This window comes from Enterobacter sp. RHBSTW-00975 (assembly GCF_013615235.1).
GTDB lineage: Bacteria > Pseudomonadota > Gammaproteobacteria > Enterobacterales > Enterobacteriaceae > Enterobacter > Enterobacter ludwigii.
Genome location: NZ_CP055883.1, coordinates 203,071 through 217,061, shown reverse-complemented (window position 1 = coordinate 217,061; position 13,991 = coordinate 203,071). Strand labels below are relative to the sequence as shown.

The following is a 13,991-nucleotide window of genomic DNA, read 5'->3' as shown; positions in this document are numbered from 1 at the left end:
GACAGGAAGAAGGCGGGATAAGGGGCGTTTTGGTGAATCAGGATGAGTAAGCTGCTAATGCAAAAAGGGCTAACCTTGCGGTTAGCCCTTCTTTAAATGTGGTCGGCGAGAGAGGATTCGAACCTCCGACCCACTGGTCCCAAACCAGTTGCGCTACCAAGCTGCGCTACTCGCCGAATGCGGAGCGCATCTTACTGCTGAGGTGCGCCCCCGTCAATCCCTTAAATTAAAAAAGCCCTTCAACTGGCGATATTCTCGCCAGACGCGTTACTGCGCGGCTTTCGCCTTGCTATCAGGGAGTTTGCACCAGTTGTTATTTTCGTTGATACCGCCGTCAGGAGAGGTGTAACCCAGGCAACCCAAAATGGTGTCGTACAGCTCAACGTGACGACGCGGCACCTTCATGTCTGCCTCTTTTTTCAGGTGGGCAAACATCTTCGCTTTCTCCGGGTCTTCGAGGTACTTGTCCGACATCCACACCATCATGGGCACGCGGAACTGTTCCGGAGGAGCCATATTACGTGGCGTACCATGCAGGTGCTCAAATTCATTAATTGACTCACCGTGATCCGCTGCATAGAACACAATCGCTTTCTTATCGCGTACATGGTCAATCACCGAATCGATAAAGTGATCCACATACAACACTGAATTATCGAAAGAGTTAATCAACTGGTCTTTGGTACAGTCTTTATCCACACCAATACATTCCGGCGTCCACCTGGCAAAGCTACGCGGATAACGTTGGGTGTAATTAAAGTGCGATCCTTTGGTATGCAGAATAATCATATGCTTACCATCAGGATTTCCATTAAGAGAGAGCTTCATCTCATCAATCAGCAACATATCATCGACAGACTTGCCACGGTTACGTGGCTCCGCACCGATTTGCTCACGATAGGCAATGTTCTGCGCCATGGTGTTACTGTAGAACCACATCTCGCTTTGCATTGCATACAGGGCGGAAGTAAAGCCGAGTTGGTGAAGCACCGAGAAGACATTTTGCTCTTTCAGTGTTCGCTGCGGGTTATCGCTCGCTCCACCCTCGCGCACAAACATGCAGCGTAAGGAGAGCTTGGTGGCGGTATCACAGGAGTAACCGCGATAGGCAACCAGGTTTTTCTCCTGAGCCAGTTTAGGCGTGGTATCACGGTCATAACCCAGAATGCCCATATGATCCCAGCGTGTCGTTTCACCAATGATAAAGACGACATAGGTATCATCGATATCTTTTGGCGCGTCATAGGTAAATTTCTTTGCCGGGTTCAACAACGATTTGTTATCAGAGGATTCGTCCACCTGTGCCCAGGCATACAGCCCCAGAGCGGAAATCCAGTTTGACGGCAAATAAGAATTTGCAACCACACCACCGTAGCTTGGCATGTCCACGCCAGACGTACGCTCATAATTTTTCTGCTTCACTTCCAGCAGGCGAATCGGCCCCCAGACCATCAACCCAGCGAGCAGCACAATCGCGACACTTCTGAAACGTTTCCCCGGCGTGCGAATCTGGTGTACCAGCGTGTACCGGCAGCGGTTGCTCCAGATGAGCAGCAGAGGCAAGGTACTGACTGCCACCAGCCAGAGAATAAAGTGCAGACCAACGACCTCTTTAGAGAGATCTATATCCGTCGTCATCACCGAAGCAATAATGCCGTAGCCAATGACAACGTTCATAAAAGTCATGTAATAACTGGCACCAGCGGAGCACAGCACAATAAACGTTGCCAGTACTCGCCATACGCGGCGGCCAAACAGGGTGAGAACCCGGAATAAAAAGAAGGTGACCAGTACAGCAGCGACCAATTCGACAACCGCTGCAACTCCTTTCCAGACGGTAAAATCGTGCGCGTATCCGTCAAACCGACGGAAAAAAACTGCGCCATTCATAAACAGGCCGATGTACAACGCCAGCAAAAAGCAGAGCTTTTGTTGCGCCATCGATTTAATGTATTTCATGCAAGCTACCCGGAAAAAGGGACGGTACCACCGCCCACTCGGTATTAAAAGTAGGCAGATTAGATATACGCTCAGGGGATCGTTAATCAGAAACGTCTACAAGCGTGGTAAGTAGACCACAGGGATGGGAAAAAGTGGCAACAGAGAATGTGATCGGTGCAGTTATTTACAAAAAAGCAAATCCTGAAACCGACGTTTTCATCTAAGTCTCAGTTTTTAAGATAATAAAAAGGCCGGATAACCGGCCTTTTTTTGTTGTTGTCAGGCATGCGCTTCGTTAAAGACTTCACGCTGCGGCTGGCGAATGGTGGTCGACAAGGCCAGCGAGATTATCAGCAAAGCAAATATCACGCAGAAGGTCACATAGAACCCACCGAACAGCGAGGCGATTAACGAGCCGCAGATACTGCCGATGCCAAAGCCCAGATAGATAACACCGTAGTTTTTCGCCAGATTGTTCAGGCCGAAGAACTCACTGACCAGCGACGGGAAGACTGTAATCGTGCCGCCGAAATTAAAGGCCACACAGGCAATTGCGGCGAAGAACGTGGCTTCGTTCAGTGGGGCAAACAGCAGCGCCGCCATCCCCACCAGCGAGACAACCTGCCCGATGGTAATCACGCGGATACGGGCAATTTTGTCAGACAGAATCCCGAGCACCAGACGGCCAGAGAGGTTGGCAATGGAGATGACGGTGACCGCATTCGCTGCTGTTGCCGCATCCAGTTTCACCATTCCCTGAGCAATATCTTTCGCCACCCCAATCACATACAGACCGCTCATGCAGGCTGTCAGGAACATGACCGCCAGCATCCAGTACTGTGGTTGACGCATAGACTGCGCAAGGGTGAAATCATTCTCCACCACACCGTTAACGGTTTTCACTTCCTGCTGCGGCGCATCTTTCATCAGCGTGGCGCCGAACAGGATCATGACCAGAACGATAGCGCCCCAGATCATGAACGTTTTTTCGAGCCCCACGGAAGCAAGCAGGTGGGAATCGATAAATTTAAAACCGAGGCTCCCCAGGCCATAGGACCCGATGGCAAATGCAGAGATTAAACCTTTACGTTCCGGGAACCACTTCACACAGTTTGACAGGGTCAGCAGATAACCTGCACCGTCGGCAAGTCCCACCAGCACCCCGGCGCTCAGCCACAGCATCATCAGGTTGCTGGAATGCGCCGTCAGGAAAAAGCCCACGCCCAACAAGATACCGGATGCCATCGTCACCCGCTTCACGCCGAATCGCTCCTGCAATTTTCCCGCGACGGAAGATGAAAGCGCCAGCCCGAGGCTCAGCAAGCCGAAGGAGAACGCCACCTGGCTGACCGGTGCACCAAGCTTATCGGAAAGCGCACTGTTAAACAGGCTCCAGGTATAGACCGACCCCAGCGCAAACTGGGTCACGATGGTGCCAAAAAGCGTTAGCCAGCGCGTACGGTTGTAAGTTGATGTGTTCATGGCAGTTGTCCTGCAAGAGAAAGTAAGGGAATTCGCTGAGGGCAACGATAAACAAAACCTTAATATGCTTGGGGTAAAACGGCATGAAATGCAGGAGGAATGGAATGAAATGCCATAAATCGGGAATGAATGACCTTGCCAGGGAATGAAGCGACAGCGTGTTAGTGACTGCTATCGCTACAACCCCCACGGCTATTGTATTCAGGATGTTATCGGCACGTTTAAAAAAGTAACAACCTTAAAAATTAGCGCTCACGCCCAGGGTGTACATAAACTCCTCACCCGTGGTGGTGTATTCCCCTTGTGCTAACGACGCATAGGCCGCCATATGCGTGTTAAACGGAATATCCGTTCCGACGGTTACATCCATCCAGTTGCCGCTTTGTGTTGGTGCCGGCGTCTGTGGCATCCCAAACTGGGATTTCCACTGGTTTTCGCCAAACTGCTGGTTATAGCTTATCTGCGCCCACGGGCGAAGCTCGCCGTACTGTGTATCCACGCGCCAGCCGAGCGTGCTGACGCTGGCATGCCAGAGTAGGTCGGTAAGCCCCTGCGTCGTCGCGCTGTCACCAAATTCGTTGATCATCATCGGTGCCGTGCCGTCATAACGCCACGCCATCACCGGACCGGTCGTGATACGCCCTGACACCGGAATGTTCCAGCCCACGCTCATGGCCCCTGCCGGCGTGGAACCCGACGGTAAACTCAGGGCAAGCCCGGGGGCATTTTGTGATGACTGAATCCGCTCGGCGAGAATATCCTCATAACGCGGTTGGTGATCCGCATCCCATGTATAGCGTTCCGCCGTATTACTTTGGGCGTCTGAAACGATATATTCCTGTTGCCAGGCAAATGCTGTATTACAAAAAAACAGACAGGCTGAAATCCCCGCCAGGCCAGAAACAGCATGGCGACCACTGATTTTTTTTATCATCATCAAAGCGACTCCAGAGAGAGCCGAATTCGGCGATATTTGTCATTGTTTAGGAAGAGTTTTGCGGGCATATGGCCCTGTATTAACTATTGTCTTTATAGTAGACACGTCAAGCCTGACAGAATGAAAATTTTGCGATAACCGTTTCATTAAGGGAGATAACCGATGCAGCGTTGCGGTTGGGTAAGCCAGGATCAGCTTTATATCGACTATCACGATCGGGAATGGGGCGTACCGGAGACAGAAGGGAAAAAGCTTTTTGAAATGATCTGCCTGGAAGGTCAACAGGCGGGCTTGTCATGGATTACGGTGCTTAAGAAACGGGAAAACTATCGTAATGCCTTCCATCAGTTCGATCCGGTCGCCGTCGCTGCCATGACCGAGGACGATGTGGAACGGCTGGTCCAGGATGCAGGCATCATCCGCCATCGCGGTAAGATCCAGGCCATCATTGGTAACGCGCGCGCTTATCTGGCGATGGAGCAAAACGGAGAACCGTTCTCAGAATTTGTCTGGACGTTTGTGAACAATACGCCGCAAATTACCCAGGCCGCCACGCTCGCGGAGATCCCGGCCTCCACCCCGGCGTCGGATGCGCTCTCTAAAGCACTGAAAAAACGCGGCTTTAAATTTGTCGGCTCCACTATCTGTTACGCCTTTATGCAGGCCTGTGGCCTGGTCAACGACCACGTTACCGGCTGCGTCTGTCATCCAGGGAGGCACCATGATCCGCAAATGGGAAAGTGATAATGCCGGGCCACTCCTGAGTCTGTGGCTTGAAAGCACCACGGAGGCGCACCCGTTTATCAGCGCGAGCTACTGGAAAGAGAACGAAGGTATGGTGCGGGATGTTTACCTGCCCGCCGCCGAAACCTGGGTATGGGAAGAGGATGGAATGCTGCGCGGCTTTATCAGCGTCATGCAGTCCCAGTTTGTAGGCGCGCTGTTTGTTTCAACTGACTTTATTGGTCGGGGGATTGGGCGTGCGCTGCTGAACCATGTTCAACAGCGCTTCCCGTATTTAAGCCTGGAGGTCTACCAGAAAAATGTCCGGGCGGTGAATTTCTATCATGCACAGGGTTTTCGCATTGAAGACAGCGCCTGGCAGGATGACACTCAGCACCCAACGTGGATCATGAGCTGGCAGGCGGATCAAACGCCGTGAGCGTAAGCTCGGGTCCCTGATATTTCTCGACCCAGGCCAGCGCCGTGTTCCCCGCGCAGCCATTCCCCAGCTTCGAGCTGGGGAGATCTTTGGTCAGAACGTTTACTGCACCGTTTTTACAAATACCGCCTTCGCTCGGCTCCAGGTCTGGCCATGCCCCCTGGTGAATGCAGATAACGCCAGGTTTAATCCCGTCGCTCACTACCGCCCCTGCCAGCACCTGGCCACGCTGATTCCAGACGCGAACCACGTCACCGTCAACGATCCCACGCGCGCGCGCATCTGCGCTGTTCAGGGTGACGGGCTCTCGCCCGGCAACCGCATACCGCTCGCGCAGTGATGAATAGTTAAGCTGGCTGTGCAGGCGATGGGCTGGATGGGCCGATAACACCTGCAGCTGTTCCGGCTGGGCATTACCGTGCCACTCGTCCGGCTCAAGCCACGTTGGATGCGCCGGACAGTCGGCATACTTAAATTGGGCGATACGCTCGCTGTAGATCACAATCTTCCCGCTCTCGGTTTTCAGCGGATGGTTCTCCGGGTCGCGGCGGAAATCGGCGAAGCGAACAAACTGCGCATTCTGTTCGCTCTCCGGCATCTCAATAATCTGGTTCGCTTCCCAGAACTGCGCAAATGGCGGCAGCGTCACGCCCTGCGGGGCCCCGCGCTGACCGGCAATCTGGTAGAACGTCTCCAGCCACTGCAAATCCGTTTTGCCCTCGGTAAAACGCTCGCGCCCCCCCGTTTCCCACAACTCGCTCAGCTCAGCAAACACCTCAAAATCATCACGCGCCTCATCACGCGGCGCCACGACGCGCTTCATCGGTACCATATGCTGATTGCTGTAGTCACCGGTCATGGTGAGGTCGTTACGCTCAAACGAGGTGGTCGCCGGCAGCACAATATCGGCATGTTTGGCTGAGGCGGTCCAGAAGCATTCTGAGATAACCACCAGTTCTGGCTTCTGCCAGGCGCGGATCAGGCGATTCGTGTCCTGGTGATGAGTAAAGTTCGCGCCGCCGGCCCACCAGACAAACCGGATATCCGGGAAGTGGCGATCCAGACCGTTATGCTGATAAAACCCGCCCGGGTTTTCCAGGGCTTCAACAATGCGCGCCACCGGGATTTTATCCACGGCATCCACACCGCCCTGAACCGAGCCCTGCAGAGAAGCCAGCACTGCCGCTTTGCGGGTTGGGTTGCCGCCATTGGCGAAGTGATAAGAGAGACCAAACCCACCGCCCGGCGTACCGATTTGCCCGAGCATGGCGGCCAGCGTCACGAGCATCCAGTGTTTCTGCTCACCGAACTGCTGGCGCTGCATCCCCCATCCGGACATTAACATCGTGGTGTTTTGGTGGAATAACGCTGCCAGTTCACGCAGTTTGGCCGCAGGAACCCCACAAATCTCTGCCGCCCACTCTGCCGTTTTGGCCATACCGTCTGTATTGCCCGTCAGATAGTCGGCGAAGTTGTCAAAACCGGTGGTACAGCGTGCGAGGAACCCGGTATCGTGCCAGCCGTTCTCCACCAGCGTATGGGCAATGCCCAGCATCATCGCCACGTCGGTGCCCATATGCGGGGCAATCCACTCGGCGCTGTCGCCGAAGAAGTCCATGGTTTCCGAGCGCATCGGGTCAATGCAGATGATGCGCTTGCCGCTTTTACGCAGCGCATCAAAATACGGGATCCCCTGCTCGTCACTGGCATTCCACGCGATTTTCAGGGTGTTGAGCGGGTTGGCGCTCCACAGCACCACCACATCGGTGTGCTCCAGCACCAGCGGCCAGCTGGTCTGCTGCTGATACACTTCGTTACCGCCCACCACGTAGGGCATGATCGCCTGCGCTGCGCCGGTGGAGTAATCCCCAAGATGGCCGGTATACCCCCCGGCCAGACTCATATAGCGCTGCAGTAACGTCGAGGCCTTATGCAGCACGCCGTTTGACCGCCAGCCGTAAGAACCGGCAAAAATGGACGACGGGCCATACGTGTCGCGGATACGTTTGTGCTGCGCATGGATCAGCGCCAGCGCGTCATCCCAGCTCACCCGGACAAACTCATCCTGACCACGAATACCCTGCGGCTTGTCTGGCGACGCCAGAAATCCTTTACGCACCATCGGCCAGCGCACGCGCGTTTTGCTGTGCACCTGATCGCGAACGACGGTCTGTAAAGAGTTGGGATGTTGCGTTGGCAATGCCCCGCGAGACGACAGAACATTTTCGCCATCGGTTTCGACCAGCATCGGCCCCCAGTGGGCGGCGGTCAGAATCGTTTTTGTTGAGGTGCTCAAGCGTGCGCTCCTGGTTGCGTGCAGGTTTTACGGCCTTCTTAGTGAGGCAGTTTATGGTTTGTCACAAATTTCAGAGTTATACCCGGAATTTTCTCCGTATCTGGACGTCATAATCAACTGCCACGCGCGTCGTGGCAAAGAATAAAAAGGATTAAGGAAATAAGATGAAAAAACGCGTATTCGTTATTGCCGCTCTGGTGAGCGGTGCACTGGCTGTTTCTGGCTGCACAACAAACCCTTACACCGGTGAAAGCGAAGCTGGTAAATCCGGTATCGGCGCGGGTCTCGGCTCGCTGGTAGGGGCTGGTGTGGGCGCACTCTCCTCCTCCAAGAAAGACCGCGGCAAAGGCGCGTTAATTGGCGCAGCGGCAGGTGCAGCCCTGGGCGGCGGCGTGGGTTATTACATGGATGTGCAGGAAGCAAAACTGCGCGACAAAATGAAAGGCACCGGCGTGAGCGTGACGCGCAGCGGCGATAACATCATCCTGAATATGCCAAACAACGTCACCTTCGACAGCAGCAGCGCAACGCTGAAACCAGCAGGGGCGAACACCCTGACCGGCGTGGCAATGGTGCTGAAAGAGTACAACAAGACTGCGGTGAATGTGATCGGTTATACCGACAGCACCGGCAGCCAGGATCTGAATATGCGTCTGTCTCAGCAGCGTGCCGATTCTGTGGCCAGCTCGCTGATCACGCAGGGCGTTGCAGCAAACCGCATCCGCACCAGCGGCATGGGCCCTGCAAACCCTATCGCCAGCAACAGCACGGCGGAAGGCAAAGCGCAGAACCGTCGCGTTGAGATTACCTTAAGCCCAATTCAGTAAGGGCTGCCCCCCTCTTCCAGGGGGAGAGGGGGATAAGGGCATCATGCCGCCACGTCAGCATGAACCGCTTGCCATCGCTAATTTTCCCGCTAAGGTGTTCTCACTCACTTCAGGGAATTCAGCGATGAGCAAACCAACACGGGCCACAATCAGCGACGTGGCGAAAGCCGCCAAAACCGGTAAAACCAGCATTTCACGCTACCTCAACGGCGAGAAACACCTGCTGTCCGATGCGCTGCTCGCTCGTATTGAACAGGCTATTGCCGATCTCGACTACCGCCCGAGCCTTATGGCGCGCGGGCTCAAACGGGGCCGTACCCGTCTTATCGGGCTTATCATCGCCGATATCACCAATCCCTACTCCGTCAACGTATTGAGCGGAATTGAAGCCGCCTGTCGCGAAAAGGGCTTTACGCCGCTGGTCTGTAACACCAACAACGAAGTCGATCAGGAGCTGCATTACCTGGATTTGCTGCGCAGCTATCAGGTCGAAGGGATTGTGGTGAATGCCGTGGGCATGCGTGAAGAGGGCTTAAACCGCCTGCAGCAATCCTCCCTGCCGATGGTTCTTATCGACCGCAAAATCCCGGAATTCGCCTGCGATGTCGTCGGGCTGGATAACACTCAGGCGGCGACAACCGCCACTGAGCATCTGATTGAACAGGGCTTTGAAGCCATCCTGTTTCTGAGCGAACCTCTGGGCATGGTCAATACCCGTCGTGAGCGACTGAGCGCGTTTCGTGCCACGCTGGAGCGTTACCCCGGCGTGATTGCCGAGAATGCCGAAACGCCCCTCCACGAAGCCGATCAGCTCGACAATACCCTGCGGCAGTTCCACACCCGCCATCGCGGAATGCGTAAAGCCGTTATCTCTGCCAACGGGGCGCTGACCCTGCAGGTCGCCCGCTCGCTTAAGCGCATTGGCCTGCACTGGGGAAGCGATATCGGTCTGCTGGGGTTCGACGAGCTCGAGTGGGCAGAACTGGCTGGCGTCGGGATCACGACCCTCAAACAACCCACCTGGCAGATTGGCTATGCCGCTGTTGAACAAGTGGTTCGTCGTATTGAAGGCACCAGCGATGCCGTTCGCGAGCAGGTATTTTCCGGCGAGTTGATTGTTCGCGGCTCCACCGCCCGTTAATTTTCCCTTGTGATACCGATCATAAATTCAACATCCTGACCTTTTCTTTGGAACCGGTTCCATCTAGCGTAATAGTATTGATGTATTGCGATGGAGTCCGACGATGGGCAGAAAAATCATGGTGGTCACCGCCGCGTATGGCGCGGAACAGGTGCGACAGGCAGGTGGTCAACGGGCAATGCTGCCCGTCATTGCGGGCGCGGGTGCCGACGGCGTCGAGATCCGCCGCGAGCTGTTCAACAGCGAAGAGCTGCTGGCGCTGCCCGCGCTGGGTGAATCCATTGAGCTGCTGGGCCTGCTGGCATGCTACTCCGCCCCTGCGGCCCTGTTTATGCCCGATGGCACCCTCAACCCTGACCTGCCCCGTTATCTCAGCGAAGCCAGTACCCTGAATGCGCTGTGGCTCAAGGTCTCACTGGGTCATTTCAGCGACACCCAGCCGCTTCACGCCCTGCGTGCCCTGCTCGATGAAAGCGGTATGGCCCTGGTGGTGGAAAACGACCAGACCGACTGCGGCCAGCTTGCGCCGATGCAGCGCTTCAAAGCCGCCTGCCGGGACATGGCGCTGCCCGTCACGCTGACGTTCGACATGGGCAACTGGCTGTGGGTGGGCGACTCCCCGGAAGAAGCCGCGCGCCATCTGGCCTCCGCAGTGAGCTATATCCACGTTAAAGCCGCCGTGCCGCATAAAGAAAATTTCCGCGCCGTGGCGCCGGATCGGGCCGATGCGCGCTGGCTGGATCTGCTTTGTCAGCTGCCCGCCGATGCCCCGCGTGGTATCGAGTTCCCGCTGGAAGGGGCGGATTTAACCGCCGTCACCCGTCATTACGTAAACCTGCTGCGTGAGGAGTAAACCATGCACAAGACGCTGGATGTGATCACTATCGGCGAAGCCATGGCGATGTTTGTCGCCACCGAAACGGGTGACCTGAGTACGGTGGAGCACTTTATCAAACGCGTGGCGGGGGCTGAGCTGAACGTCGCGACCGGCCTGGCGCGCCTGGGTCTGAATGTCGGCTGGGTCAGCCGCGTGGGTGATGACAGCTTTGGCCATTTCGTTCTCGATTCGCTGAAAAAAGAGGGCATTGATGCTTCCGGCGTCACCCTTGATGGACGCTTCCCGACCGGTTTCCAGCTTAAATCGAAAGTCGAAAATGGAACCGATCCCATTGTGGAGTATTTCCGTAAAGGGTCTGCGGCGAGCCACCTCTCAGTCGAGGATTACCACACCCACTATTTCGCCTCCGCACGCCATCTGCATCTGAGCGGCGTGGCGGCTGCGCTTTCAGCCAGCTCGTATGCATTACTGGATCATGCCGCAACCACCATGAAGGCTCAGGGGAAAACGATCTCATTCGATCCTAACCTGCGCCCGGTACTGTGGAAAAGCGAAGCGGAAATGGTCGAGAAGCTGAATCGTCTGGCGTTTCAGGCTGACTGGGTTCTGCCGGGCGTGAAAGAAGGCATGATCCTGACCGGTAAAAACACCCCTGAAGGGATTGCCGATTTTTACCTCAACAAAGGGGTAAAAGCGGTGGTGCTGAAAACCGGCGCCGATGGCGCCTGGTTTAAAACGGCTAACGGCGAGCAAGGCGCAGTCGCGGCCGTGAAGGTCGATAACGTGGTTGATACCGTCGGCGCTGGCGATGGTTTTGCCGTGGGAGTCATTAGTGCCCTGCTGGAAGGCAAACCGCTGCAGCAGGCCGTCGCCCGGGGCAATAAAATTGGCTCGCTGGCAATCCAGGTGCAGGGCGACAGTGAAGGATTACCGACCCGCGCGCAGCTGAACAAATAAATTCCGTTTCCCTCCCCCTCTCCTCAGGTAGGTCAGGGGGAAACAAAACAAACCACCGTGTACCCTACATACAACGGCGGTACAAACCTCAACAACAGAGGCAAGCCTATGAACAGTTCGACCAATGCAGTAAAACGCTGGTGGTACATCATGCCAATCGTGTTTATCACGTACAGCCTGGCGTACCTTGATCGTGCCAACTTCAGTTTCGCGTCCGCGGCAGGGATCACCGAAGACCTGGGGATCACCAAAGGTATCTCTTCGTTGCTGGGTGCCCTTTTCTTCCTGGGCTACTTCTTCTTCCAGATCCCCGGCGCTATCTATGCGGAGCGTCGCAGCGTCCGCAAATTGATTTTCGTTTGCCTGATCCTGTGGGGTGCCTGCGCCTCACTGACCGGCGTGGTGAATAATATTCCTGCTCTGGCAGCCATTCGCTTTATTCTTGGGGTCGTTGAGGCAGCGGTAATGCCCGCGATGCTGATTTATATCAGCAACTGGTTTACCAAATCCGAACGCTCACGAGCCAATACTTTCCTGATCCTCGGTAACCCGGTCACCGTGCTGTGGATGTCGGTGGTTTCTGGCTACCTGATCCAGTCCTTCGGCTGGCGTGAAATGTTCATTATCGAAGGGGTGCCGGCGGTTATCTGGGCATTCTGCTGGTGGATGCTGGTAAAAGATAAACCTGCGCAGGCGAAATGGCTCTCCGAAGATGAAAAAGCCGCACTGCAGGCGCAGCTGGATAAAGAACAGCAAGGACTGAAAGCGGTGCGTAACTACGGTGAAGCATTCCGCTCGCGTAACGTGATTCTGCTCTGCGCCCAGTATTTCACCTGGAGCATTGGCGTGTACGGTTTCGTACTGTGGCTGCCATCGATTCTCCGCAATGCCGGTGAAAACCTTGGCATGGTGGAAGTGGGCTGGCTGTCATCCGTGCCTTACCTCGCAGCAACAATCGCCATGATCATTGCGTCATGGGCATCGGACAAAATGCAGAACCGTAAGCTGTTTGTCTGGCCGCTGCTGCTGATCGCTGCCTTTGCCTTCATTGGTTCCTGGGCCGTCGGCGCGAACCATTTCTGGGTCTCTTACACCCTGCTGGTGATTGCGGGTGCGGCAATGTACGCCCCTTATGGACCGTTCTTTGCGATCATCCCGGAGATGCTGCCGCGTAACGTGGCAGGCGGCGCGATGGCACTGATTAACAGTATGGGGGCGCTGGGCTCGTTCTGCGGCTCCTGGTTTGTGGGTTACCTGAACGGAGCAACCGGCAGCCCGTCCGCATCGTACATATTTATGGGGGTAGCGCTTTTCGCCTCCGTGTGGCTTACTCTGATTGTTAAGCCTGCTAATAATCAACAATTACCTGTCGGCGCACGCCACGCCTGAATCCTTAAAAATCAACGGAGATTAGCATGAAGCCGTCCGTCATTTTGTATAAAGCACTGCCGGAAGATCTGCAGAAACGCCTTGAGGAACACTTCACCGTTACCCAGGTGAAGAACCTCAGCCCGGAAACCGTGGCACAGCACGCCGATGCGTTCGCCAGCGCCGAAGGTTTGCTGGGTTCAAGCGAAAAAGTGGATGTCGCCCTGCTGGAGAAAATGCCGAAGCTTCGTGCTACCTCTACCGTTTCCGTGGGCTATGACAACTTCGACGTGGATGCCCTTAACGCCCGCAAGATCCTGTTGATGCATACGCCACATGCGCTGACGGAGACCGTGGCCGACACGCTGATGGCGCTGGTCCTCAGCACGGCGCGTCGTGTGGTCGAAGTGGCCGATCGCGTCAAAGCTGGCGAATGGACAAAAAGCATTGGTCCGGACTGGTTTGGGGTGGATGTTCATGGCAAAACGCTGGGCATCGTTGGCATGGGCCGTATTGGCCTGGCCCTGGCACAGCGCGCACATTTTGGTTTTAACATGCCGATTCTGTATAACGCGCGTCGTCATCACAGTGAAGCCGAAGAACGTTTTAACGCCCGCTACTGCGAGCTGGATACGCTGCTGCAGGAAGCCGATTTTGTCTGTCTGATCCTGCCGCTGACGGACGAAACCCGTCATCTTATCGGTAAAGAGGCGTTTGAAAAAATGAAGAAAACGGCCATTTTCATCAACGCGGGTCGTGGCCCGGTGGTGGATGAGAAGGCGTTAATTGAGGCTCTGCAACAGGGTGAGATCCACGCTGCCGGTCTTGACGTGTTTGAACAGGAACCGCTGCCGGTGGACTCCCCGTTGCTTTCATTGCCCAACGTGGTGGCCCTGCCCCACATCGGCTCAGCAACCCATGAAACACGCTACAACATGGCCGCGACCGCGGTAGACAACCTGATCGCTGCCCTTAGCGGAAAGGTGGAAATCAACTGCGTTAACCCGCAGGTTCAGCGATAGAAATGAAAAAACCCGCCAGA

General features: G+C 55.4%; 12 protein-coding genes and 1 tRNA gene. 8 read left to right on the top strand and 5 right to left on the bottom strand.

From position 1 onward, the window contains the following. Nucleotides 1–99: 99 nt before the first annotated feature. From HV340_RS01050 to HV340_RS01035, 4 genes are all read right to left on the bottom strand, one after another. Nucleotides 100–176: transfer RNA gene (locus tag HV340_RS01050), tRNA-Pro, on the bottom strand. 91 nt (nucleotides 177–267) lie between these two features. Next, nucleotides 268–1,959, bottom strand: coding sequence for a kdo(2)-lipid A phosphoethanolamine 7''-transferase (gene eptB, locus HV340_RS01045; protein ID WP_063925752.1), 1,692 nt, complete (start codon nucleotides 1,957–1,959; stop codon nucleotides 268–270). Between the two features lie 261 nt (nucleotides 1,960–2,220). After that, nucleotides 2,221–3,423, bottom strand: coding sequence for an MFS transporter (locus tag HV340_RS01040; RefSeq protein ID WP_025206420.1), 1,203 nt, complete (start codon nucleotides 3,421–3,423; stop codon nucleotides 2,221–2,223). A 238-nt stretch (nucleotides 3,424–3,661) separates the two neighbouring features. Further along, complete coding sequence (locus HV340_RS01035; protein ID WP_063925753.1) at nucleotides 3,662–4,360, bottom strand: autotransporter domain-containing protein; 699 nt, start codon at nucleotides 4,358–4,360, stop codon at nucleotides 3,662–3,664. A gap of 162 nt (nucleotides 4,361–4,522) precedes the next feature. Here HV340_RS01035 and tag point away from each other — a divergent pair, with 162 nt between their 5' ends. Next, nucleotides 4,523–5,104 carry a DNA-3-methyladenine glycosylase I gene (gene tag / locus HV340_RS01030; protein WP_014168140.1) on the top strand — a complete coding sequence of 194 codons (582 nt, stop codon included), beginning with the start codon at nucleotides 4,523–4,525 and terminating at the stop codon, nucleotides 5,102–5,104. After that, nucleotides 5,082–5,522 carry an N-acetyltransferase gene (locus HV340_RS01025; protein WP_032679358.1) on the top strand — a complete coding sequence of 147 codons (441 nt, stop codon included), beginning with the start codon at nucleotides 5,082–5,084 and terminating at the stop codon, nucleotides 5,520–5,522. The genes tag and HV340_RS01025 overlap by 23 nt, the downstream gene beginning before the upstream one ends. Here HV340_RS01025 and HV340_RS01020 read toward each other — a convergent pair. Then, entirely contained in the window at nucleotides 5,491–7,770 is a 2,280-nt protein-coding gene (locus HV340_RS01020; protein ID WP_047742831.1) for a molybdopterin guanine dinucleotide-containing S/N-oxide reductase, read from the bottom strand. The two genes, HV340_RS01025 and HV340_RS01020, sit on opposite strands and share 32 nt — an antisense overlap. A gap of 212 nt (nucleotides 7,771–7,982) precedes the next feature. Between HV340_RS01020 and HV340_RS01015 the strand changes: the two genes are divergently transcribed. From HV340_RS01015 to ghrB, 6 genes are all read left to right on the top strand, one after another. Next, on the top strand, nucleotides 7,983–8,645 hold the full coding sequence (locus tag HV340_RS01015; RefSeq protein WP_014168137.1) for an OmpA family lipoprotein: 663 nt from the start codon (nucleotides 7,983–7,985) through the stop codon (nucleotides 8,643–8,645). Between the two features lie 124 nt (nucleotides 8,646–8,769). Next, nucleotides 8,770–9,786 (top strand): LacI family DNA-binding transcriptional regulator, encoded by a 1,017-nt coding sequence (locus tag HV340_RS01010; protein WP_032679356.1) that lies wholly within the window; start codon nucleotides 8,770–8,772, stop codon nucleotides 9,784–9,786. 103 nt (nucleotides 9,787–9,889) lie between these two features. Continuing rightward, a complete protein-coding gene (locus HV340_RS01005; protein ID WP_032679355.1) occupies nucleotides 9,890–10,639 on the top strand; it encodes a xylose isomerase in 750 nt (249 codons plus the stop codon). A 3-nt stretch (nucleotides 10,640–10,642) separates the two neighbouring features. Further along, on the top strand, nucleotides 10,643–11,581 hold the full coding sequence (locus HV340_RS01000) for a sugar kinase (protein WP_181216254.1): 939 nt from the start codon (nucleotides 10,643–10,645) through the stop codon (nucleotides 11,579–11,581). Between the two features lie 108 nt (nucleotides 11,582–11,689). Then, nucleotides 11,690–12,970 (top strand): MFS transporter, encoded by a 1,281-nt coding sequence (locus HV340_RS00995; RefSeq protein ID WP_020882640.1) that lies wholly within the window; start codon nucleotides 11,690–11,692, stop codon nucleotides 12,968–12,970. A 26-nt stretch (nucleotides 12,971–12,996) separates the two neighbouring features. Beyond that, nucleotides 12,997–13,971 (top strand): glyoxylate/hydroxypyruvate reductase GhrB, encoded by a 975-nt coding sequence (gene ghrB / locus HV340_RS00990; protein ID WP_014168132.1) that lies wholly within the window; start codon nucleotides 12,997–12,999, stop codon nucleotides 13,969–13,971. Nucleotides 13,972–13,991: the final 20 nt, after the last annotated feature.

Bases quoted from the DNA above. Each gene is read 5' to 3' on its own strand.
- HV340_RS01025 (WP_032679358.1), top strand. From the start codon at position 5,082: ATGATCCGCAAATGGGAAAGTGATAATGCCGGGCCACTCCTGAGTCTG.
- ghrB (WP_014168132.1), top strand. From the start codon at position 12,997: ATGAAGCCGTCCGTCATTTTGTATAAAGCACTGCCGGAAGATCTGCAG.
- HV340_RS01020 (WP_047742831.1), bottom strand. From the start codon at position 7,770: ATGCTGGTCGAAACCGATGGCGAAAATGTTCTGTCGTCTCGCGGGGCA.
- HV340_RS01000 (WP_181216254.1), top strand. From the start codon at position 10,643: ATGCACAAGACGCTGGATGTGATCACTATCGGCGAAGCCATGGCGATG.
- HV340_RS01035 (WP_063925753.1), bottom strand. From the start codon at position 4,360: ATGATGATAAAAAAAATCAGTGGTCGCCATGCTGTTTCTGGCCTGGCG.
- HV340_RS01005 (WP_032679355.1), top strand. From the start codon at position 9,890: ATGGGCAGAAAAATCATGGTGGTCACCGCCGCGTATGGCGCGGAACAG.
- HV340_RS01010 (WP_032679356.1), top strand. From the start codon at position 8,770: ATGAGCAAACCAACACGGGCCACAATCAGCGACGTGGCGAAAGCCGCC.
- HV340_RS00995 (WP_020882640.1), top strand. From the start codon at position 11,690: ATGAACAGTTCGACCAATGCAGTAAAACGCTGGTGGTACATCATGCCA.
- tag (WP_014168140.1), top strand. From the start codon at position 4,523: ATGCAGCGTTGCGGTTGGGTAAGCCAGGATCAGCTTTATATCGACTAT.
- HV340_RS01015 (WP_014168137.1), top strand. From the start codon at position 7,983: ATGAAAAAACGCGTATTCGTTATTGCCGCTCTGGTGAGCGGTGCACTG.
- HV340_RS01040 (WP_025206420.1), bottom strand. From the start codon at position 3,423: ATGAACACATCAACTTACAACCGTACGCGCTGGCTAACGCTTTTTGGC.
- eptB (WP_063925752.1), bottom strand. From the start codon at position 1,959: ATGAAATACATTAAATCGATGGCGCAACAAAAGCTCTGCTTTTTGCTG.